Origin of the sequence: Rhabdobacter roseus (assembly GCF_014202275.1) — a bacterium.
Lineage (GTDB): Bacteria > Bacteroidota > Bacteroidia > Cytophagales > Spirosomataceae > Rhabdobacter > Rhabdobacter roseus.
The window spans coordinates 392561-414361 of sequence record NZ_JACHGF010000003.1 but is presented as its reverse complement, the minus strand read 5'-3'; the positions used below and the strand labels follow the sequence as shown (position 1 = coordinate 414361).

Annotated in this window: 24 protein-coding genes; 16 read left to right on the top strand and 8 right to left on the bottom strand. The window is 51.6% G+C overall.

Annotated elements, in window-relative coordinates; genetic code table 11:
• The first annotated feature begins 55 nt into the window (after window positions 1-55).
• Entirely contained in the window at window positions 56-1318 is a 1263-nt protein-coding gene (locus HNQ92_RS11585) for a DUF5690 family protein (RefSeq protein WP_184174182.1), read from the top strand.
• Between the two features lie 9 nt (window positions 1319-1327).
• Here HNQ92_RS11585 and HNQ92_RS11580 read toward each other — a convergent pair whose 3' ends face one another.
• Complete coding sequence (locus HNQ92_RS11580; protein ID WP_184174181.1) at window positions 1328-2188, bottom strand: alpha/beta fold hydrolase; 861 nt, start codon at window positions 2186-2188, stop codon at window positions 1328-1330.
• 228 nt (window positions 2189-2416) lie between these two features.
• Between HNQ92_RS11580 and HNQ92_RS11575 the strand changes: the two genes are divergently transcribed.
• Together HNQ92_RS11575 and HNQ92_RS11570 are read left to right on the top strand one after the other, a co-directional pair.
• Window positions 2417-3058 (top strand): hypothetical protein, encoded by a 642-nt coding sequence (locus HNQ92_RS11575; protein ID WP_184174180.1) that lies wholly within the window; start codon window positions 2417-2419, stop codon window positions 3056-3058.
• Between the two features lie 11 nt (window positions 3059-3069).
• Window positions 3070-3720 carry a hypothetical protein gene (locus tag HNQ92_RS11570; RefSeq protein ID WP_184174179.1) on the top strand — a complete coding sequence of 217 codons (651 nt, stop codon included), beginning with the start codon at window positions 3070-3072 and terminating at the stop codon, window positions 3718-3720.
• A gap of 5 nt (window positions 3721-3725) precedes the next feature.
• On the opposite strand, the gene HNQ92_RS11565 is transcribed toward HNQ92_RS11570, so the two are convergent.
• The 3 genes from HNQ92_RS11565 to HNQ92_RS11555 are packed head-to-tail and all read right to left on the bottom strand — an operon-like array spanning window position 3726 to window position 6736.
• The gene (locus HNQ92_RS11565) at window positions 3726-4868 is read right to left on the bottom strand and encodes a TIGR03364 family FAD-dependent oxidoreductase (protein ID WP_184174178.1); all 1143 of its coding nucleotides are present in this window, start codon (window positions 4866-4868) and stop codon (window positions 3726-3728) included.
• The gene (locus HNQ92_RS11560) at window positions 4865-5593 is read right to left on the bottom strand and encodes an HAD family hydrolase (RefSeq protein ID WP_184174177.1); all 729 of its coding nucleotides are present in this window, start codon (window positions 5591-5593) and stop codon (window positions 4865-4867) included. The genes HNQ92_RS11565 and HNQ92_RS11560 overlap by 4 nt, the downstream gene beginning before the upstream one ends.
• 33 nt (window positions 5594-5626) lie before the next feature.
• Window positions 5627-6736: an endonuclease/exonuclease/phosphatase family protein gene (locus tag HNQ92_RS11555; protein WP_184174176.1), complete on the bottom strand. Its 1110-nt coding sequence runs from the start codon at window positions 6734-6736 to the stop codon at window positions 5627-5629.
• A gap of 169 nt (window positions 6737-6905) precedes the next feature.
• Here HNQ92_RS11555 and HNQ92_RS11550 point away from each other — a divergent pair, with 169 nt between their 5' ends.
• The 7 genes from HNQ92_RS11550 to HNQ92_RS11520 all read left to right on the top strand — a co-directional run bounded on the left by HNQ92_RS11550 (window position 6906) and on the right by HNQ92_RS11520 (window position 14104).
• Window positions 6906-7391 (top strand): ribosome maturation factor RimP, encoded by a 486-nt coding sequence (locus HNQ92_RS11550; RefSeq protein ID WP_184174175.1) that lies wholly within the window; start codon window positions 6906-6908, stop codon window positions 7389-7391.
• Window positions 7392-7466: 75 nt separating this feature from the next.
• The gene (gene nusA, locus HNQ92_RS11545; protein ID WP_184174174.1) at window positions 7467-8708 is read left to right on the top strand and encodes a transcription termination factor NusA; all 1242 of its coding nucleotides are present in this window, start codon (window positions 7467-7469) and stop codon (window positions 8706-8708) included.
• Between the two features lie 163 nt (window positions 8709-8871).
• Complete coding sequence (gene infB, locus HNQ92_RS11540; protein WP_184174173.1) at window positions 8872-12021, top strand: translation initiation factor IF-2; 3150 nt, start codon at window positions 8872-8874, stop codon at window positions 12019-12021.
• Window positions 12022-12261: 240 nt separating this feature from the next.
• Window positions 12262-12597, top strand: a complete 336-nt coding sequence (locus HNQ92_RS11535) for a hypothetical protein (RefSeq protein ID WP_184174172.1) — start codon at window positions 12262-12264, stop codon at window positions 12595-12597.
• Window positions 12598-12640: 43 nt separating this feature from the next.
• On the top strand, window positions 12641-12931 hold the full coding sequence (locus HNQ92_RS11530; RefSeq protein ID WP_184174171.1) for a hypothetical protein: 291 nt from the start codon (window positions 12641-12643) through the stop codon (window positions 12929-12931).
• Window positions 12932-13181: 250 nt separating this feature from the next.
• Complete coding sequence (locus HNQ92_RS11525) at window positions 13182-13859, top strand: hypothetical protein (protein WP_184174170.1); 678 nt, start codon at window positions 13182-13184, stop codon at window positions 13857-13859.
• An 11-nt stretch (window positions 13860-13870) separates the two neighbouring features.
• Complete coding sequence (locus HNQ92_RS11520) at window positions 13871-14104, top strand: hypothetical protein (RefSeq protein ID WP_184174169.1); 234 nt, start codon at window positions 13871-13873, stop codon at window positions 14102-14104.
• A gap of 4 nt (window positions 14105-14108) precedes the next feature.
• On the opposite strand, the gene HNQ92_RS11515 is transcribed toward HNQ92_RS11520, so the two are convergent.
• Window positions 14109-14591 carry a helix-turn-helix transcriptional regulator gene (locus HNQ92_RS11515; protein WP_184174168.1) on the bottom strand — a complete coding sequence of 161 codons (483 nt, stop codon included), beginning with the start codon at window positions 14589-14591 and terminating at the stop codon, window positions 14109-14111.
• 182 nt (window positions 14592-14773) lie between these two features.
• On the opposite strand from HNQ92_RS11515, the gene HNQ92_RS11510 reads away from it, so the two are divergent.
• Window positions 14774-15277: a hypothetical protein gene (locus HNQ92_RS11510; RefSeq protein ID WP_184174167.1), complete on the top strand. Its 504-nt coding sequence runs from the start codon at window positions 14774-14776 to the stop codon at window positions 15275-15277.
• Complete coding sequence (locus tag HNQ92_RS11505; RefSeq protein ID WP_184174166.1) at window positions 15249-15887, top strand: type II toxin-antitoxin system VapC family toxin; 639 nt, start codon at window positions 15249-15251, stop codon at window positions 15885-15887. Before HNQ92_RS11510 ends, HNQ92_RS11505 begins: the two co-directional genes overlap by 29 nt.
• Here the strand turns inward: HNQ92_RS11505 and HNQ92_RS11500 are convergent, their stop codons facing one another.
• The gene (locus tag HNQ92_RS11500; RefSeq protein WP_184174165.1) at window positions 15888-17213 is read right to left on the bottom strand and encodes a M23 family metallopeptidase; all 1326 of its coding nucleotides are present in this window, start codon (window positions 17211-17213) and stop codon (window positions 15888-15890) included.
• A gap of 181 nt (window positions 17214-17394) precedes the next feature.
• Window positions 17395-17577, bottom strand: a complete 183-nt coding sequence (locus tag HNQ92_RS11495) for a hypothetical protein (RefSeq protein WP_184174164.1) — start codon at window positions 17575-17577, stop codon at window positions 17395-17397.
• Between the two features lie 144 nt (window positions 17578-17721).
• On the opposite strand from HNQ92_RS11495, the gene ruvB reads away from it, so the two are divergent.
• The 3 genes from ruvB (at window position 17722) to HNQ92_RS11480 (ending at window position 20296) form a co-directional block, all read left to right on the top strand.
• Window positions 17722-18750, top strand: coding sequence for a Holliday junction branch migration DNA helicase RuvB (gene ruvB, locus HNQ92_RS11490; protein ID WP_184174163.1), 1029 nt, complete (start codon window positions 17722-17724; stop codon window positions 18748-18750).
• A 188-nt stretch (window positions 18751-18938) separates the two neighbouring features.
• The gene (locus tag HNQ92_RS11485; protein ID WP_184174162.1) at window positions 18939-19955 is read left to right on the top strand and encodes a hypothetical protein; all 1017 of its coding nucleotides are present in this window, start codon (window positions 18939-18941) and stop codon (window positions 19953-19955) included.
• Between the two features lie 86 nt (window positions 19956-20041).
• On the top strand, window positions 20042-20296 hold the full coding sequence (locus HNQ92_RS11480; protein WP_184174161.1) for a hypothetical protein: 255 nt from the start codon (window positions 20042-20044) through the stop codon (window positions 20294-20296).
• A 42-nt stretch (window positions 20297-20338) separates the two neighbouring features.
• Here the strand turns inward: HNQ92_RS11480 and HNQ92_RS11475 are convergent, their stop codons facing one another.
• Complete coding sequence (locus HNQ92_RS11475) at window positions 20339-20878, bottom strand: DUF4385 domain-containing protein (RefSeq protein WP_184174160.1); 540 nt, start codon at window positions 20876-20878, stop codon at window positions 20339-20341.
• 331 nt (window positions 20879-21209) lie between these two features.
• On the opposite strand from HNQ92_RS11475, the gene HNQ92_RS11470 reads away from it, so the two are divergent.
• Window positions 21210-21701, top strand: coding sequence for a hypothetical protein (locus HNQ92_RS11470; RefSeq protein WP_184174159.1), 492 nt, complete (start codon window positions 21210-21212; stop codon window positions 21699-21701).
• The last annotated feature ends 100 nt before the right edge of the window (window positions 21702-21801 follow it).

Below are 21801 nucleotides of genomic sequence, written 5' to 3'. Positions count from 1 at the left end.
TGAATTACTTTTTTGCGTACATTTAAAACGCATCAAATCCTCCATCCAAGTACCTTTGAAAAAGAACCTAAGTACTTTGGGGCCAACGCTGCTGGGAGCGGTAGCGGCCTTCTGTACCTACACCAGCATGTACGGCTTCCGGAAGGGCATCACGGCCGTCAAGTTTGAAGGCCTGGATTTCCTGGGGGTCGATTACAAGATCTGGCTCATTACGGCGCAGGTACTTGGGTACGCGGTTTCGAAAGGCATTGGCGTGAAGGTCGTTTCCGAAATGCAGCCCCACCAGCGGCCCTGGTTCGTGCTGGGGCTGGTGGCCTTTGCCGAGCTGGCGTTGCTGGGTTTTGCCGTCATTCCCGCTCCTTATAATATTCTTTGTCTGTTTCTGAACGGCCTGCCGCTGGGCATGGTGTACGGCACGGTGCTGGGCTTTCTGGAAGGCCGTCGCCAAACCGAAGTACTGGTAGCGGCCCTGACGGCCTCGTTTATTTTTGCGTCGGGGCTGGTCAAAACCCTGGCGCTGCTGCTGATGCAGCAGGGCGTTCCGGAGCTGTGGGCTCCCTTCCTGACGGGCCTGCTGTTTGTGGTACCCCTGGTGCTTTCGGTCTACGGCTTGGCCAAACTACCCCCACCCACGATCGAGGATAAAATAGCCCGCACCGAGCGCTTGCCCATGAACCGCGCCGAGCGGCAGCAGTTTCTGGGTACTTTCCCCACGGGCTTAGCCCTGCTCATTCTTTCGTACGTGCTGCTGTCGGCCTTCCGGGACTTTCGCGACAATTTTGCCCCCGAGATCCTGAGTAGCGTAGCGGTGGGAAATCCGGCGCTCTTCGCCCAGACCGAGACGCTCATCGCGCTGGTGATCCTGCTGCTGATGGCCGGGCTCCGCTGGGTACCTGATAACTTCCGCGCCTTCACGCTCATCAACGGGCTCATGCTGGCGGGCGGCGCGCTGGTAGGCCTAAGTACCTGGTTTTTTCAGCTGGGGGTACTTTCGGCCGGGGCCTGGTTTATGCTCACGGGCCTAGGGATGTACATGGCCTACGTACCCTGCAACGGCCTGTACTTCGAGCGGCTGGTGGCGTCGTTTCGCTACGTGAGCACGGTGGGCTTCATCGTGACCCTGGCCGACTGGTACGGGTACCTGGGTAGCGTGGCGGTATTGCTCTACAAAAACTTCGGTCAGGCTACCATCAGCTTTCAGCAATTTTTTGTGTACGGTTGCTACGTACTCAGCGCCGCGTACCTGCTGCTCACGGTGTTTTCGTACGGGTACTTTAGGGGAAAGTACAAGGCGGCAGCTCCGGTGGTGGTGTATTAAAAAGGAGTTTTAGCCAAGATGGATACAAAATCCCTCGATTAGCTCATTGACCCGATCCGGCTTCTCGTGATGCAGCCAGTGCGTGGCGTCTTCGATCAGGACCAGCTTTCCCTGGCGACATTTTTCCAAACTCTGCTGTGCCATCTCAGTTCCTAAAAACGTATCGCGAGTACCCCAAAGAATCAGCGTGGGTAGGTCAATGGGAGCATGGGTAGGTAGTTTGTTCAGCCGGAAGGCGCGGTACCAGTTGATCATCGACCGCAGCGCCCGCGGCTGTCGCCAGGCGTTTTTGTAGGCCGCCAGATCCTCCGCCGTGAAAGTACGGGCGCGGGCCGTTTTGCGTAGGCTCCGTTCCAGCAATGCGTAGTCAAAAGCGGCGCAAATTAGTTCGGGAAGAAAAGGTACCTGAAAAAAAGCCGCGTACCAGCTCTTTTTTCTTTGTTTCGGATTGTGCCGGAGGTTTTTTTTCATGACCTGCAAATGGGGCATGTTCAGGATCACCAAGCCCTTTAGCAGCGACGGATGCTGCTGCGCCAGCGCCCAGGCCACGCCGCCGCCCCAGTCGTGGCCCACCAAAATCACCTGCCTATCCGTCAGGCTCCGGATCAGGGCTACTATGTCTTCTACCAGCGTCGCGAGCGTATAGGCTTTTATCCCGGCAGGCTTGCTGCTGAGGTAGTAGCCCCGCTGGTCGGGCACGACGACCTGGTAGCCTTGTTCGGCGAAATACACCGCCTGTTTTTTCCAGGCGTAGCTAAACTCCGGAAAGCCATGCAGAAACAGCAGGATCTTCTCCGGTTTTGGTGCCCCAAGGTGGCCTACGTGCAGTTGAATGCCGTTCAGCGCGTGGTATTGGTAGTTAAAATCCATAGAAAACCTTGGGATAACGGGTACTTTCAATCAGCCGGGCCGATGGGTTAATGGCTACTGATTTCCATGAAAACTCATTTCTTTTGGCTTTGTTTTTTTTGCTTATCAGGTAAAAAGGTATTTTGGGGTAAAAATGCGGTTAAGAAAGGGTGTTTTTCCCGTAGCAAAGCTAGTATGAATGTGCGTAATTTTACTTTTTCTCTCATATAACTAACTCCATAACTACTTATGCTATTAGCTACACTTAATCAGAAAAAAAAATTAGGCCTTACTCTATTAGGGAGTATCATTACTAAAGAAGATTTTTTATCCTTCAGGAATAATTTTGAGGTTCTAATGACCAAACACGGTTATCAAGAAGATAATCGGGTACTTTACTTTGATAAGTCGGTTTTTGTTGATCTTAACCTATACCGGTACAAAAAGTGCGTATTTTTCTATATAGTTGATAGTGAGTCAAAAGGATACAAAAATTTACGGCCTACCTTAGCGGGTGTAGATGAAAAAAACAGAATTGTAACGAGTATTTATCTAGCGTCAGCTATACCTAAGAAAAATGAAATAATCTACCAAAGTGCATTAAGGGAAGGCCAAGAATTTTACAGTCAACGGTTGAAAACGGTAGAACACCCCTATGATCCTACTAAGGATAAAGGGGTAGCTCATGACAAAGCTACTATAAATGAATGGGTGAGCACATTAAAAGGAAATCAGGTAAATGTATATTTCGGGATAGATAAGAAAAATTACACGGGAAATGGATTTCAAACAATAATGCTTTTGGATAGTGCTTTACTTGAAAATGACGAATTATTAGAAGATAAATATGCTTATGATCATGGCTCTCAGTGTTGTGCTACTGATTCGTAATTAAAAAAGTAATGTTTCAGCTTTTTCAATATTTCTACGTAGCGATCCTTACTTTATGCCTGGGAACGGCGCTCTACCATTGGAAGCAACTAGACGCCACTTATAGATGGTTGAAGTACCTAGTGGCTATTACCTGGCTGGTGGAGGCCTGGGGTTTTTACCATCTGTGGCACCTTAAAAAAGTGGCTCACGGCATATTTCACGGCTTTACGCCGATCGAGTATGCACTGCTGGCACTGTATTTTGCGGCTACCATCCGCAATGGCCGGGTTAAGCAACTTATTTACGTTTCTATTCTGCTGCACGTAGTTTTGAGTGTTCTCAACACCATTTTTTTTCAACCCATTCAGGGAGTAAATTCCAACAGTTTTTTGCTAATGGCTTTCTTTCTGGTAGCCTGGGCTTTATTTTACTTTTATGAAATGTATTTGCTCGATGAACCCTGGACGGTCTACCGCAACCCCGACTTTTGGGTAGCGACGGGCGTCCTGTTTTTCTACGGCGGGAGTTTCTTCGTCATGGGATTGATCGAGCTCGTCCGGCGCTACGACCTGGAGCTGGCACGGCAACTGTACATCATTAACCTCATCTTAAACATGGCTTACTATAGTCTTTTGATCGTTGGTTTCAAGCTGAAGATAGGTACTTTACTGCGTGGATAAGCCTCTCACCGCCAGTCCGCTACCTTGGCTTCGGCATAGCCCAGGCTGGAGGTCATGCCCTTGCCGCCAATGCCGGTGATGATGTGCAGGTGGGGGGCGAGGTCATGCTCGTAGATTTCGTCGGGGTGCTGGGCGTAGTACCCCGCCCAGCTACGGGCGATGCCCCGCACCGGAAACTGCACGATCCGTTCGGCCTCGGCCAGCATCAGCTCATTGAGGGGCTCTTTAAGATCAAAGCCCAGGTCGTCGGTTTGGGTGGCGCTGGCGTACTCGTGGGAGTCGCCGATGATCACCGAGCCATCCAGTGCCTGCTTGAACAGGATATGGACACCCCATTTTTTGAGCTCTTCGTAGTGCGCGGGGGTACTTAGGCTGGCAAAGGACGGGCACTCCTCAAAGGATTCGTACCGCCGGAGCGTGAGTCCCGTCAGGACGTTGCCCTGCATGTGTAGCTGCGGCAGCGGAGCCGTTTGGAGCATTTGTAGTTTGCTGACCACCAGCCCACTCTGGGCAAATACCTCTGGGAACAGCAGGCGAAATTCGCTGCCGCTACATACCATCACGCGGCCCGCCTCAAAACGCTCGCGCCGGGCAGTAAGTACCTCCACGTGGTCGGCGTAGGGCTGGCAGTCGAGCACGGCCGTGTGCGAGAGGTACTTGACGCCGTGCTGCTGCTGGGCGTACTCGATGAGCCGGTGCACCAGGCGGTCGGGCTCCACGCTGACGTCGTCTGGGAAAAAGATACCGCCCCTTACGTAGGGTACTTTCAGAAAAGGGTACTTGGCGAGCGTCTCGGTCGCCGACAAAAGGACGCAAGGGTAGTCTTTGGCCCGAAAGAGCTCCGCCGCCTCCTGCGCCAGCTGCCACTCGGCGGCGTCTGACGCCACATACACCGAGCCGTGGGGGCGCACCGAAATATCATACTGCGCCTGGATGGCCTTGTACTGCTGCACGCCGCGCCGCCCGTACTCAAACCAGCGCCCGGCCAGGCCGGAGGGCACAACCTGCCCAAAGTTGCGTACGGTAGCGCTTACGGGGCGGTTGTCTTTTTCCAGCAAAAGTACCTTCAGCCCCCGGCGGGCGGCTTGCAGCGCGTGGGAGGTACCTAAGATACCGGCACCTACCACAATCAGATCGAACGATTTCATCGGGTTGCGTTGATTTCCTGAATAAGAGGAATAAGGTCAAAGAGCGAATCCAGCAACCGGTCGGGCTGATGGGGAGCCAGCTGATCGGCGCGGTGGGTACCGTTGATGACGGCCACGCTCAGGCGGCAGCCCGCCGCCCGGCCCGACTGGATGTCGGAAGGCGTATCGCCCACGTTGATGACCTGCGCCGGGTCGGGGACACCGAGTACCTGCATGGCCTTCTGGATCATGAACGGGTGCGGGCGTCCCTTTTCCACTTCGTCGCTGGTGACGGAGGCCTGGATGCGCGAGGAGGTACTTCCTACGCGCTGCTCATTGAGGCCGTTGAGCCAGCCGAGGCGTTGCAGAATGATGTCGGCCACTTTGCGGTAAAAACCCGTGGTGAGGGCAATGGCGATGCCCTGTTCGTGCAGAAAATCAAACAGTTCCGGGCAGCCTTCGGTGGGGGTAATGGAGTGGGTGAGGTAGTGGTTTTCAAGTACCTCCGTAAATACTTTATAGGATTTATCGACCCGCATTTGCCACTCGGGGTGCGTGGTACTTCCCAGCGTTTCTTCCCAGAGGGTCTGGAAAACGGAGTACTTGTGCAGGCCCTGCATGGCCAGGATGCGGTCGTCACTAACCACCAGTCCCGTTTTTCGGGCAGCTTCGGCAAAGCAGGCTTCTACTTCGTGCTGGTCGGTGACGGTGGTACCGGCCATATCAAGCGTAACGAGTCGTATCATCGGTAGTTGGTTTGGGTTTACGAATAAAGTACTTTACTCAGGTACCTGAAGTTGACGGAGCGTATAGGTACCCAGCAGCGGGTAGTGGTCGGAATAAGGTACCTGGCGCAGCGTTTGGAAATCGGTCAGCGTAAGGTGCGCCGGGTCGTAGTACTGGTGGTCGATCCGGATGAAGTAAGGGAGTTGGTTAAAAGTAAAACCAAAGCCCCGCCCCCGCTGCTCGAAGGCGTTGGTAAGCTGGCGGCGTACCCGGCCGTAGGAGTAGCTGTAGGCGGTTTCGTTGAAATCACCACAGACCAGCAGCGGGTAGGGCGACTCCCGAATCCAGGCTTCCAGCAAATCGACCTGGTCGGCCCGCTCCACGAAGCCCGTCCGGATCCGACTCAAAGTACCCCTGGTTTCGCGCTTCACGCCCCGGTACTCTTTCTGGTTGGCCAGCTTATCCAGCTTCAGAGTCATGGAGTAAAGGTGGACGTCGATGAGCCGGATGGTATCCTGCCGCCAACGAATATCCACCTGAATCAACCCGTTTTGGTCGCCAAAGAGGGTATCGCGCTTGGCTATAATGGGGTACTTGGAGAAAACCGCCAGGCCCGTGACGGTCGTGGGGGTACTTTCCAGGGGGTACTTGGGAAAAGCCGTGTAGCGGTAGCCCGCGTTCCGGAGCTGCTCAACGACGTCGAAGGGCGGCCGCTTGGGAATATTGTAGAATTCCTGAAAACACATGACATCCGCCCCGGACCGGGCCAGCCATTGCTGGAGCTGCTCGGGGGTACTTTTATCGGTGCCCTGGTAAAAATTTTGAGAACCAAAATGGTACACATTATAGCTAAGTACCTTAAGCGAAGGCGGCGCCAGGGAAAGCGTGTCGGCTTGTTCGGAAGAAGGTACCTGGAAGGTTCGGGCCCAAAAAGGGTAGCTCAAAGCCAGCAGAAAGGCGGGGAGCAGGGCGCGCCGGAGATCCACCACCGCCCAGAAAAACAGCGCCCCAAGATGCGCAGCCAGCACCAGCGGGAAGGAGATCATCAGGAAACCCGCCAGCCAGTGCGAAGTAGGTACCCAGTAGCACAAAGCATAGACGACCAACGTATAAAAGGCAAAGAGCACGTAAAAGAAATAGAGAGTACCAGTGAGCCAGCGCATACAGAAAAACGGGTTTCGGCACCAAAAATAAGGGAAGCAATTGAATATGTCAGGCAAGTGGCCTGGGTTTGTACATATTGTAAAATAATGTTATATTTGCGGCATATTTCGGTTTAATTGAATGATCGAGGGGATTAAAATCCCCTTTTTTATTGCGGTACAAGGATTCATGACATTACAAGAGCAAATAGAAGTTCTACTAGAACCCCACCTGGAGGAAGGAAGGTACTTTTTGGTCTCGCTGAGTCTGCCTGCTTCCAAGATAAACCAAAAGGTGAAGATCCTGCTGGACAGCGACGAGGGGATTACCATCGAAGAGTGTGCCCGCATCAGCCGACGGTTGGCCGCCGAGCTGGAAGAAAAGGAAATTTTTCAGGAAGCCTATACCCTGGAAGTATCTTCGCCGGGCCTGGATCAGCCGTTGTACCTGCCTCGCCAGTTTAAGAAAAATGTGGGCCGGGAGCTGAAAGTGATCCTGAGCACGGGCGAGACGTTGGTAGGCAAGCTGGAGGAAGTAAAGGAAGACAGCATCGTACTCCAGCTTCCTCCTCCCAAGAAGAAAGCAAAAGTACCGGCGGACGAAATAAACCTGCGGCCCGAAATAGAGCGGAAAAACATCGCCAAAGCCGTGGTGCAGGTATCGTTTAAGGAGTAGTGGTAAAAAGCCTGTTGTAACAAGCAGCGAGATTATTTTATAACTTAGTATCAGCAAATATCCTAAAAACAAGCAATGGATAGCGGAATATTAATCGAGTCATTTGCAGAGTTTGCCCGCTCGAAAAGCATTGATCGTCCGACGATGATCAGCGTTTTGGAAGAAGTGTTTCGTACAATGATCCGTAAAAAATACGGCACCGACGACAACTTTGACGTAATCATCAACCCCGAGAACGGGGACCTGGAAATGTGGCGCACCCGCGAAATCGTGGACGACGAGTCGGAGGACATCTGGGACTATGACAAAATCCCCCTTTCGGAGGCCCGGAAGATCCAGACGGACTTTGAGGTAGGGGAAGAAGTAGCCGAAGAGGTAAAGCTCGTTGATTTTGGCCGCCGCCTCGTTCAGACCGCCCGCCAGACGCTGATCCAGAAGATCAAAGATCTGGAGAAGGAGATGATGTACGAAAAATACAAGGATCAGGTAGGGGAGTTGATTACGGGAGAAGTGTACCAGACGCTTCGGAACGAACTGATCGTGGTTGATAGCGAAGGAAACGAGCTGTCGCTGCCGCGCACGGAGCAAATATCCAAGGATCGGTTCCGGAAGGGAGATTCCCTGAAGGCCGTCATTCATAAAGTAGAAATGCTGAACGGTACGCCCAAGATCACGCTGTCGCGGACCTCGCCGGTGTTTCTTGAGCGCTTGTTTGAAATTGAAATCCCTGAGATATACGACGGCCTCATTTCGGTACGCCGGATTGTGCGGGAGCCGGGCGATCGCGCCAAGGTAGCCGTGGAGTCGTACGACGACCGCATCGACCCGGTGGGAGCCTGCGTGGGAATGAAAGGCTCGCGTATCCATACGATTGTACGGGAGCTGGGCAACGAGAATATCGACGTAATCAACTACACCGATAACCTCGAACTGCTCATCAGCCGCGCCCTGAGCCCGGCCAAGGTGAGCTCCATGCAAATCGACCGGGAGACCAAGCGGGTATCCGTTTTCCTGCGCCCCGATCAGGTTTCGCTGGCCATCGGAAAAGGCGGACAGAACATCAAGCTGGCCGGGCGACTGGTAGGCATGGAGATCGACGTATTCCGGGATGTGGAAGAGCTCGGCGATGAGGACGTGGATCTGTCAGAATTCACGGACGAGATCGACGAGTGGATGATTCAGGAACTGCGTAAAATAGGATTGGATACCGCTAAAAGCGTGCTGGCCCTTAGCCGGGACGAACTGGTACGGCGTACCGATCTGGAAGAAAATACGGTGGAAGAAATCATGGATGTACTTCGGAAAGAATTTGAGTAAAGTGATTTAAAGCTTAGCTTCGTATCCTCGGATTGCATTATTAGTAGCCATCGAAAGAACTGCGGCAAACCAGCCTACCAGGTAGGCTCCCAAAAACCGCAGGGAACTATTTTATATATATTTGATTACCCTTAAGAGAAAACTTTGTTACTAATTGCTACGTATGGCAGAAGATAAAATGATGCGCCTGAGCCAAGTGGCACGGATCCTGAATGTAGGTATTTCTACCATTGTGGATCATCTGTCTGCCAAAGGGTTCAAGGTGGAAACCAATCCGAATACTAAAATTAACGCTGCGCAAATTGAATTCCTGGCGAAGGATTTCAGGTCAGACGAGCTACAGTCGGAACTGAAGCCTCGGAAACCTGTAGAGGAAGTCGTTGTAGAAAAGAAGGAAGAAAAGCTCAGAAGTGAATTCGACGAAATACTGTACTTTAGAACTCCACCCCCCAAATCGACTGAAAAAGCGGACGAAGAACAACCCGCCGAAAAGCCGGTGTCTTCCAGCGAATCCAGACTACCGGGTATTAAGGTAGTGGGTAAGATTGATCTTCGCAGCGGAAAACCGATAGTCCCTACTTCTACTGAAGTGGAAGCTCCACCGGTGGAGGCTGCTCCCAAGGAGGTACCTGCTAAGGACGTGCCTGCCGAAGTAAAGGAGGAAGTGCCGGTGGCCGCGAAGTCGACCGAAAAAGAAATAGTAAAAGAGGAACCCGTAAAGTCTTCGAAGGCAGAAGAAGTACCCGCGCCGGTAGTACCCCCCGTAGCCGAACAACGTCCGGAACCCCCGGTACCGGCTCCTGCTAGCGAAGAAGCACCTACTGCTGCAAAAGAAGAAGTACCTGTTCCGGAGAAAGCAGCCGACCGCTCGCCGCAAGTAGAGGTATCCGTGGAGGCGAAAGCGCCGGAAGTACCTTCGGTTGCCAAAGAAACCCCCGGCAAGGCTGACGAAGCTACTGAGCCTGCCAAAGAACAAAAGGAACAACCAGCTCCGGTAAGCGCCAGCCCTCAGGTACCTCAGCCGCAGGAAGCAGCTGCTCCGGAAAAACCAGCCGCAGAACAACCAGCCGACGGCCTTATTGAAGCGAAAGGAGAACAACTACGGGGCCTGCGGGTCGTGGGTAAAATTGAACTACCTTCGGATCGTAACCGGAAGAAAGACCCCGTGGCTTCCAGCAGTGATGCGAATGCCGACAAGAAACGCCGCCGCAAACGGAAGCGGATTCGTGAGGGAGGAACGGAAGTAAAAGCGGATGCTGCGGCAACACCGGGAGCCACGACCACACCCAAGCCCAAGGAAACGGGAACGGGAACAGGTACTCCGGCCGCTAAGCCCGCTCCGGCCGCTGGCACGGCCGCCAACAAAGATAAAGCAGCCCCCCGCGGAGGTCGTCGCCGGGATCGGCGCGACGAGGTATCGGAGAAGGAAGTATCCGACAATATTAAAGCCACGATGGCGCGCATGGGGGGAGGAACTACCCGTGGCGGCGCGCGAGGAAGAGGTCGCCGCCGTGATCGCTCCGATCAGGATGATTACAACGCGGGCCACGAAGAAGGAAAAGTACTGCGCGTCACCGAGTTTATTTCGGCGAACGATCTGTCCTCTTTCATGGAGGTAACGGTGCAGGAAGTAATCTCGGTCTGCCTGAACATGGGTATGTTCGTTTCGATCAACCAACGCCTGGATGCCGAAGCCATCACTTTCATTGCCGATGAGTTTGGCTATACGGTGGAGTTTATCTCGGCCGAAGAAGAAGTACAAAACGAGGTCGTTGAAGAAGTCGATGATCCCAATGATCTCATTGAGCGGGCACCCATTGTGACCATCATGGGGCACGTCGATCACGGTAAAACGTCCCTCCTGGATTATATCCGCGAGGCCAACGTAGCCAGCGGTGAAGCGGGGGGCATTACCCAGCACATTGGGGCCTATAGCGTCAAAACCAAAACTGGAAAGCTGGTTACCTTCCTGGATACCCCTGGTCACGAAGCCTTTACGGCCATGCGGGCGCGGGGAGCCAAAGTAACAGACGTCGTTATTATTGTCATTGCGGCGGACGACAGTGTCATGCCCCAAACCCGCGAGGCGATCAACCACGCCCAGGTAGCCGGGGTACCTATAGTATTTGCTTTTAGTAAAGTAGATAAGGCCGGGGCCAATACCGAAAAAATTCGCGAAGAACTGGCCAACATGAACCTCCTGGTAGAAGACTGGGGTGGCAAGTACCAGGCTCAGGAAATTTCTTCCAAGAGTGGACTGGGGATCGACGATCTGCTGGAAAAAGTGCTGCTGGAAGCCGAACTGCTGGAACTGAAAGCCAATCCGTCCCGACGCGCCTCCGGAACGGTGGTAGAAGCCATGCTCGACAAAGGCCGCGGCTACGTAACGACCATCCTGGTACAAAACGGAACCCTGAAAATGGGCGATGTGGTACTGGCCGGGGCAAACTTTGGCCGCGTAAAAGCCATGACCGACTACCGGGGCAAGCGCCTCAAAACGGCGGGGCCTTCTACGCCGGTTCAGTTGCTGGGCTTGAGTGGAGCACCGCAAGCGGGGGATAAATTCAACGTAATGGAGAACGAGCGGGACGCCCGTGACATCGCCAACAAACGGGAGCAGATTCTGCGCGAGCAAAACATGCGTACCCGCAAGCACATTACCCTCGAGGAGATCGGACGCCGGAAGGCGATCGGTAGCTTCAAAGAGCTGAACCTGATCGTAAAAGGAGACGTAGACGGCTCGGTAGAAGCTTTGTCGGATTCGCTCCTGCAACTATCTACGGGTGAGATTCAGGTGAATATCATTCACAAAGCGGTAGGGCAAATATCAGAGTCAGACGTCAACCTGGCCATTGCTTCCGACGCCATCATTGTAGGGTTCCAGGTACGTCCGTCGCCCAATGCCAAACGGATGGCTGAGCAGGATCAGATTGAGATCCGGCATTACTCGGTCATCTATCGGGCCATTGAGGAAATCAAAGACGCCATGACGGGTATGCTGGCACCGACGGTGGAGGAATTCGTTACGGGTAATATTGAGATCCGTGAAGTGTTCAAGATCAGCCGCATAGGTACCATTGCGGGCTGTTACGTAACGGATGGTTTTGTGAAGCGTAACAACAAAATACGGATTATCCGCGACGGTATCGTGATTCACATGGGTGAGATAGACTCGCTGAAGCGTTTCAAAGATGATGTGAATGAAGTGAGGTCAGGCTACGAATGCGGTCTGAACATCAAAAACTTCAACGAGATCGAAGTAGGCGATATCATTGAAAGCTACGAGTTGCGCGAAGTGAAGCGTACCCTATAAGCTAAGCAACGTGCTGTTGCGTATTTGGCGGGCTCCCTGAATAAGGGAACCCGCTTTTTTTGAATAGATGCTACGAAAGGTAGGGCTTTTTCGGTCGGTGGTAGGCAAGCGTAGGGGGGCTACTTCCTCTTCGTAAAAGTACTTTGGGAAGAGAATCCGGCTTGGAGGCTGGGAGAGCATGGTCAAGGAATGATTCTTTTAGAATCGCTCTTCAAGAATTTAACAAACGGAGCAAATACCATGAACACGGAAGAAAAAGATAAAGAGAACACGGAAGAAACGATGGCGCAGTACGTAGAGGAGGATAACACCCCAAAAACGGCCACCTACGCACCCGATGAGCAACGGCCGGACCATACGGTAGAAGGTACCCAGCCGGGCGATCAGGCGCTCGAAAAAGGGCAACCTCATAAAGGATACAGTACGGATCCCGCCCAAGGTAAATGGGATGCGTCGCTCCCCTTGGCCGACGAAGACATGGATCGCCCCGGACAAGGGGCCGCGGAGGGAGAGGATTTGAAGGAAAGCTACGAAAAAGCGGAGCAGACGAAGCAAGCCCAAAGCGGGAGGGAATAGGAGCAACGTATAGCCGTAACACACATAGAAAACTTCAAACACGATGAAAAAGGAAAGAATAAACGACGAAGAAAATCAGCAGCTGGAACAGGACGAAATAGTGCAAACGCACTCTAACCTGGGGCTTATGGACATCAAGCCCGGCGAAAGTACCTTTCCAACGGGTACTAAAAACCACTCTGACATGTACGACCACGCGCTGGGTGAACCCTTGGATGACGAAGAAGATGAAGAGTCCATGGACGAGCTGTTGGACGACTTGGATGAGGACGACGATTTGGAGGGGGACACTCTCGACGAAGAAAGCTACGACGATCAGCCTGAACGATTGTAAGGTACTTTAAGGTACTAGATATAGAAAGTAAAAAGACCGCCTGATGGCGGTCTTTTTTTATGTTTGGAGCAAGCACCGCGCAGGTGAATAATTATTGATCATATAAGTAAAAATTATTTACTTATATGATAGAAATATTATAATTATATTTTATATTTGTGATAAGGATATGAGGCCAAGAGCGGGCAGGGATGAGCCTCTCAGCGGTGGCCCTACTTTACCAAAATACAAATTCCAACCAGCAGAAAAGATGAAAGCAGACGAATCAACGAATCAAAACGAAGAGGCTTCCCTTCGTCCCTACCAGTTGGTGAAAGTGGACGAAGAAACGGGAGAGAACGCGGTGATGAACAAGTACCTGTACTTTGAGGGCAGACCCCGTGAGTATCGTTTTAACGGACAGAGTGGACAGTTTAATTTGTACGGAGATCGTATCCTGACGGATGAAAAGGGGCGTACGCTGATGGCTTTTTCGTTTCAGCCCATTGCTTACCGCATTTTTGAAGACACGCTTTTTGGGCGGACTGTCCGTGAACTTTGGGCGGAGATCTTTTTCATTGATAACGAGAATTGTGTGTCGTCCATCATGTTCAATAACACCTCCGTAAGCGAGCTGTACCGCATGATGGAGCCAATCCTCTACGAGCGGCAGACGCTCTGTGATGTGCTGGTGACGGTGCGCCCCGAGAAGGTTTTCAGTAAGTCGGACCCTACGCGTTCTTGGTTCATAGCCCGTTTTTCTTACGAAACGGCCCTCGTAGAGAAGGTACGTGAAATGCGCGAATTTACCCGTGACTGTCGCATATACCGGAGCGAAACGTTGACCAGCAGCGCTCAGCATAAGCTGATTTCCCGCTCCTATTACAACGCCATCGAATCCCTGGAAGACTACTCACTAGGTACTTCTAACTCCGCCAAGGCGGCTTAAAAGATAAGGCTATGATCGCTTTAAGAGGAACAAATGTAGTTTACCTGGTGCATCCTGATACCGTGGAACTGGTAGAAGTAGAGGCACAGCAAACGCGTCTGGTAACATCTTACCAGACGATCATCGTAGACACGGACGAGAATTTGGATGCCCTTTCGCTGCTCTGTGGAGCGGAGGATTTGCAGGAAGTACTGCGTGAGCCAGCACTGCCCGCTTACCCCAGGCTACACGACCTTCCCTTTTGATGACTTAGAGGGAAAAGCGAGAAGGGCCGGATTCGCGGTGGATCACTTCCCGCAGAATCATAATTTGTTGTTTGAGAAGTTGAATGGTGTCCTCGCGATCGCCGAGCTGTTTTTCCAGCATGTGGGCGCGCTCCCGCAACACGAGGGCTTCGGTCGATGGACCGGACTGCTCGGAGGTAGTGATGGACACCTTACTTCCATCGGGGTTCTGGCTAACGATATGCGTTTGGGTCGTTTTAAAAGGTTCGCCTTTTCCGCGCAGGAGCCAGTCTCCGTTAAGATCTTCGAAACGGGTAAGGATACTGACCAGGGTTTCGTAGCTGGGCTTGGTTTTACGACGAAGAATCGTGTACAGCTTGGCGGGCTTGTCAAACCCAAGTTCTTTGCTGAGCGCATAGGCGGTAAGTCCCTTTTGCTGCATGATGTGCTCCAGACATTCGTGAATGTCGTTGACTTTTGGTGTGGGGGTAGGGGTAGTTTGGTGCATGATGGAAGTGAGTTGGTTATTTTTTTCAAAAGTAGGAAAACGTTGTTTATTAACACAAGCTTATTGCTAAAAATAATTTAACTATGAACGATCTAAATTATAAAACAAATATTGAACAAGGTGAAATATGTAAGCCTTTGAAGTGGCGACCGGAAGATTTGTTGCTACACTGGCTGCAACCTATGTCCTGGGAAGATATGCTGGCTGATACCGATGAGCGGGCCCTGGAAGCGTACCGGGCCATCGAGCTCAGCCTACGGCTACGGGATGCTTTTGAAGCCCCTAAGCTGCGCGAGGTACTTCACAAGCTAGGCCCGGAGACCACGCAGAAGCTATTGGCGTACGCCTGGTTACGCTACGAGCATAAGTGGGGATATCGCCCCTCCTCAGCCTGGGTACTTCGTCAGCAAACTCAAAACCTACTTGACAACTACCCCTGCGAAAGTATCAAGGACATTATTTACGCCCTCAAGCGAGCTGATGGATATACTACCAGTCCGCAACAGCTTATGACGGCGTATTTAGAATGGAAAAGTATTAAATTAGAGGAATGGCACCGGAGCTTTTCGTATACCCCCGATTCGTTGCCCGCGTGGATGGCCGAGCATTGCCCCCCTCACTGGCGGGTGAATGAAAACCCAAACCAAGGAAAAAAGTATGAAAACAACGATGGTCAGGCCGCCTGAAGAAAAAACAAAAAATACCAAAGACAAAAAAGAAGCCTCTTGGCATAAATGGAGTAGACAAGCTATTGCTTACGTAAGCCCTGATGTATGGGGGACAGACTGGTCGGAGCGCTACTATGCGGACCGCACAATCGAGGACTTGCGCCGTTTGCCGCCCCGGGTACTTCTGGACACGCCAACGCTGGACTACCTGGTGCGTGATCCGGCCCGTTTATCGCACAATGCGCTGCTCATCTTGAATGATTCCGATACCGAATGCCTGGTGAGTCCCGCATCCTGGTGGGAGTGGGCCGAAAAAGTCAGAATGGGCCAGTACGCACTGCAAGGTGACTTTGGTACTTTTCTCACTAAGCTGACCAAGTACTTCGAGCTGGTGGGAAGCCCCATTACGCCCCAAACCATGAATGAGTTTACCCAGCTACAGGCAGTTAATCAAACCATTGCCGTTCCCCTTCACGGAAACGGAAAGATGACTCAACACCAGCTCAACGGCGAAAACACCTACGATCTGTGGTTAGCCGCCCACGCGCTGGCGCTGAATGTACCTTTGCTCACGCCGGATCTTCGGTTTGGGGCTTTCAAAAAGGCAGGGCTTAAAACCCTTTGGTAGTTATAACTCAGCGGATACCGGTAGCCAGCCCAAAGTACCATCCTGGGTACGTACCAATTCGTAAGAGTCGTGGTAGCCAAGTACCTCTACGGTTTCGCTGGTAGCCACCAAGCGCAGCTCGCCGGTACTTCCTGGTTCCGGTATTAATGCCTGAGTCGCGTTTAATTTTCGTTTCGTTACCTGCCGGGCAATCGGCTGAAAAGCAGGATTGGCCAGGTACCCTAAAGTACCGTCGGGCAGCTGAATCCGGTACCCCTTGGCTACTTGCCCTATGACCCGGGCTACGGCGTACTTTTCCAGCGGGCGGATCTCGCCCTTGCGGCTGGTGAAATGATAGAGTACATCCTTCCGGTTTAGGCGGATCGTGTCCCCCAGCCACTGAGTACCGGAAGGTAGCTGGGGTAGTTTTTCCTCCCGGTTATTAATGTACACGAGCGGGTCAGTAGCACCCGACCAACCCGCGTAAATACCAAAATGAAGATGAGGGGCTGTGGTAATGGCATTGCCCGTATTGCCTACGGTGCCTAGCGTGTCTCCCGTCTTCACGCGTTGGCCTACCGACACCAGCTGCGAATCCAGGTGGGCATAGTACAGAGAAATATTAAGACCCGACGGGGATAAAGAAATGACGTTACCACCGAGCCGATTAGTGCCTACGTTGGTAATGAATCCGTTAGCGGCGGCTACCACCGGGGTACCTCTACTGGCACGAATATCTACACCCTCGTGTCGTCTGCCTCCGCCATCCCGGGCGGCACCCCAAAAGCTGATGATGTCGCCCGCACTGCGGCCCGCCACGGGGAATTCCAGTAGGGGAGTAGTGGTGAGCTGAATTGTTACCACAGCCTGGTTAAAAAGTGCCGTTTGGAGCCTTAGTAGTAACTTTTCTTCTTTCTCACCTCCGTACGTAATACTCGTTTCGCCCTTAGCCAGGTAGCTTACCCGCTCGGTTTTACCCAGGGCATTCACTCTAAATAAATCCGCAAATACTTGCAGCGACGTGTCGGTACTTTCCGGATCTGCCGATACGGATAGCCGCCGACCCGCCGGAAGTGTAAAGACATACGACTGCGCCATGACGGAATCCCCAAAGTAGCTGCGTTCCCGAAACGGAATTGGGATGGTGAGTGAATCAGCCAGTACCCGCTCTCCTGCGCGGAGCCAGGCCTGGCCGGCAGGCGTCTTATCCAGTTTGGCGCGACGCAGATCACGTTCGTAGATTTCACGAGGTGTGGTAGGAAACCACTGCGTAACGGGAGGAATATTACACCCGTGCAAAGCCAGGGCTACGGTCACTACCAGCCATAGAGATACTTTTTTTTTCATTTTCTACTTCATCCAATCGTTTTCAAGTAGGCTGGAACAATACCATGCCAATCCGTACCAAGGTTGGCTAAACACCAAATCCGGCGTTATGAAAGGGTAGTCTGGAAGTAAGCAAGGCCTTCTTACGCTCACGCGTCGCTCACCTCCGGAATGCTCCAGCTCCCTTGCTTATTCGCCCAAGTTAGGCGGCCCGACGACGGCCTGCGTTCTGCTCGTGAAGAGCCAGGCCCGCCCGGACTGCCGCTTCAAAATCCGCCCGTTTCATGTGGCTACGGCGCATCAGCGCCAAGCAGTCGGGTGTAATGTACCCCCAGCGAGCCACTTCACTTTTAATATAAAGCCCCAGGGCTTGCGCTCCTTTCATAGCTATTTCAGGTAGGTCAGTTTGCGAAAGTAGTAAGGGATAAAATTATAATATTTATTTATTATAATCGCTCTTTTTGTAATAAATATTAAACATAAAAGTAGTATATTTGATTCAAGAAGTAAACAACTATTATATATTCCTATGAGCACAAATATCGTTCGGCAGGCCAAAGCAGGCATACCCGCGGAGGTAGAGCTGGAGCGGGCACTAAGGCCCCTCTCGTTTGATGATTTTACGGGCCAGGAAAAGGTAATTGAGAACATGAAGGTATTTGTAAGGGCAGCACGGCAACGGGCCGAGCCGCTGGACCACGTGCTACTCTACGGCCCGCCGGGCCTGGGTAAGACCACCCTTTCCAACATTCTGGCCAACGAAATGGGCGCGGGCCTCAAGACCACCACCGGCCCCGTACTGGACAAACCCAGCGAGCTGGCAGGTATCCTCACCAACCTTCAGGCGGGAGATGTTTTATTCATTGACGAAATTCACCGGCTCAATCCGGTCGTGGAGGAGTACCTGTATTCGGCCATGGAAGATTACAAAATAGATATTCTACTGGACAGCGGCCCTAACGCCCGGACGGTACAGATAGGCCTGAGCCCGTTTACCCTTATTGGGGCCACTACACGCGCGGGACTACTCACCTCGCCCCTCCGGGCTCGGTTTGGGATCAATGCCCGTTTGGAGCATTACTCGCCCGAGCTGCTGACCAAAATCATTTGCCGGTCAGCCGGTTTGCTGGGTAGTCCCATTGAGTCCGAGGGAGCGGTAGAGCTGGCCGGGCGCAGCCGGGGTACCCCTCGCATTGCCAACAATCTCCTGCGTCGTACCCGTGACTTTGCGCAGGTACTTGGCGACGGTACCATCACCGCTGACATCGTACGGCGTACCCTGCGGGCGTTGGAAGTAGACGAAGGCGGGCTCGACGACATGGATAACCGCATCTTGCTGGCTATTATCGAGAAGTTCAAAGGTGGCCCCGTGGGGCTAAGTACCATTGCGACGGCCATTGGCGACGAAGCCGAAACCATTGAGGAGGTTTATGAGCCTTATTTGATTCAGGAAGGATTTCTCAAGCGTACGCCCCGGGGACGCGAAGCAACCCAAAAAGCCTATGAGCATTTAGGCCTTTCATTGCCTCACCAACAACAGATGGGTCAGGCCGCCTAGAGAAGGATAAGAGAAAACCTTTCTTCTTGGAAAAGTCTAGTTTTCGCCGGGTAAATTCTTTGCCTTCAGAATGAAGCAGGAAGGCTATAATTTTATTCTATATTTATATTATAATTGTGGTGCATAATCGAATGATTTATAGTATATTTATGTTATAATTTCATAGCACCGAAAGCGTAAATAAAGCGATGGAAAAAGTACACGATACAACGAAGCAAGAGGAGCAGGAGCTCTGGCGAAAATCCATTCCCGCTCAGGTATTTCTCAATCACTTTTTTGGCATTCACAGGCATATCGCCCACCAACAGGCTCAGCATTCGATAGCGGATCTAGGCACTTTCAAGTCTTTTGCTCCGGAGTTGTCCCAAGAGCAAAAGGAACAGGCCAAAAAGATGTTGATTCAATGCTGGAACACGGAATACGCTCTTCGTACTACGGCGGCCAATGGCGATGAGTCGTACCTCAAGAATGCCCTGCACTGGACATTCCCGCAGGCTTACTACTGCTTGCTTTTTGGAGCCAAGGCTTTTTTAGCCGCCCAGGGAGCTACGGTAATGAGTGAGAATGCCGTGCGGCTCCGGCTGGCGCGTCTTGTTACGAGCGGTTGGTACCCACTACCGGTTAGTTTTGCGGCCTTTGGCAGCCCGGGTCATTATAGTTACCGGGCATTACCGGAAGGATACCGAACGCCTAATCTGGAGCTTGTTGACAGCCCTAAAGAATCACAAGCCCAGGTAGGGCAGTTTTTGCGGACTACTCGTACGCTTCAGGTTCGGGCTTTAAGGCGGCGCCTCCAGGATAACCCGGCTACGGCTCAGATCAATAAACAAACGGGACAGCCGCTGGCTAAGTTTAGCCGAAAGCACTGGGACGTTGTGGCGCGTGCTTTGGGAGCTACTACCTTTTTCGACTTGTTCTCCCGGCTGAAGATTTCAGCCAATCACCGGGAAATCGGGCGCTTCGTAGAAGCGGAGATTGATGTAAGGTTGTTTCACCGGTCTTTGCTGGAGACGGTGGTATACCTGAATACCATTCATGAAGCTTACGTAGCCAAAGCATTGGGGAAAAACGCCTATCAGTTTTTCCTGGACCAGCTGCCGGGGTACCTGCGCAAGGGCTTTGTGCAGAAGCGTTTTGAGGAAGAGATTAGGCCCTTGCTGACCGAAGTAAGGTCTATCGATTCTTCCCTGCAATGGGCAAGCTAGTATACGAAAGAGCTAGATGGAGCGTTTAGAAAATCCCTTGTTGTATAATTAAATTAAGAATTCACATACTTAAGAACGATTGAAAATTGAAGAAAATGGAAGAAAAAAAAGTGTTTTTCCGTAGCCAGGGTGGAGGACAATATTTTAAGCGAGAGGGAAACTCCGTAAAAATTATTTGTCTTTATGAATTTAATCCATCCATTGAGCGGACAAAATTCAACGTGGCGTTAATAGATGCACTGCATTGCGAGCCTTGCGATGCCCATGACTTTGCTAAGGCCGAGCAAGAAGTAGCACGCCTGCTGGATTTGCCCGTAGAGCCGTGGCCTCAGCGCGCCTAGCATACACAGGTACCTTCCTCCTTATAAATAGATACGGCCCGGTTATTCCGGGCTTTTTTTATGGTAGTACTTTTCTTTGAAAGCGAGCTTCTGCTGCTGATACTCCGGGTGGGCCCTGGCTTGATCCCAGTACTTTTTGAATACCTGGGCCGCGCGGGCTTTCTCATTGGTGGTGGCATCCTCGGCCTGAGGAAGGATGGCGTTTGCCTTGTTTTTACTTCCGGCTGAGTAAGGGTAAGGCTGGTCTTTGGTAGCGCCCAGGGTACCTTTAGCGTACTTGCGCCCTTGCGGATGATTGGCATAGCGACGGGCACGTGTGAAGCCCATCTGTAGGTACTTGCGGGCCATGTCAGCTCCCACAAAGTCATGGTGAAGGAGGTACTTTTCAAACAATTCATAAATGGTCTCCGCCGAATGACGAGCCTCTGCTTCGGTACGAAAACGCCAGTGAGGCAGCAACTCAGATTTATAAGGTTCTACTAAAAGTACTCCTTGTTCACCTACGCCAATCCGATAAAGATGCGGATGCTTTCTGAAGTCAGTATGTTCAAAATCAATTGTATAGTCAAAAGAGTTAGGCATACTTTTAATAATCTGCTAATTATTGGCTTGTTGACTGTTGTTATAATAATTATGCCAGCCATCTATGGAGTTATAATGTAGAAAACTTTGCCCCGTATTTGGTGAAAACTCTGCCTCATTTACTTAGGTACTTTTACCCACAAGAAGCAGAACAGCGGGAAGCGTAATAGCAAAATTTTGTATTATAATTATACTTTTATTTTAATTCTGAAAAAAGCTGGATTTTACATCAATCTGGTACAATTCTTTGGAAAGAGGCCTACACACCCTAGAAGCTTACATACTCCATGTAGCTATCTTACTCAACGCAACTTTTTTACAACAAGGCACAATGGACAAAACAAACCTAAAGGAGTTTGTTCGAAGTACAGCCGTACTTTGGAACGAACATAAGAAGCGAGAGGCCTTGTACATTGAGGCAATGAAGAAGGATGGTCTTGGCACGCTAAGACGAGTTTGCAATCAGGGCCATTTTAGCGCCTTGCTGTTTCAAAAAGAGATTCAGTGGATATACGATTATTTCAAGTGTAACTTAACCGACTGCGACCTGCGCGACGGCTTTGGTCTTCTGAACGAGAACAAAGGCATGCTGGGGCAGGTAGAAGATAAAACTGTAGTAGCTAATGTCTTGAAAGATACGGAGTTTGCAACCTTACGTAAGTACCAGAAAATGTTGAAAACCGTGGATGCAGACAGCGAAGCGGCCCGTATCTTGCGGGAGCACATGGAACGAATCGTAGACCTCTACGAAAGACTTACCAAAGAGACTACCACACCCTTGCTTCCGACTTGGTCACAGCCCGTACAAAAAGTAGCGTACTAGTGCGTACATCCCTTTACCTTCATACATAATCCATACTAATCTACGTATCGGAGAAGCTGACTGATCTTTTGATAAGCTGCTTCTCCGATTTTTTATGCCC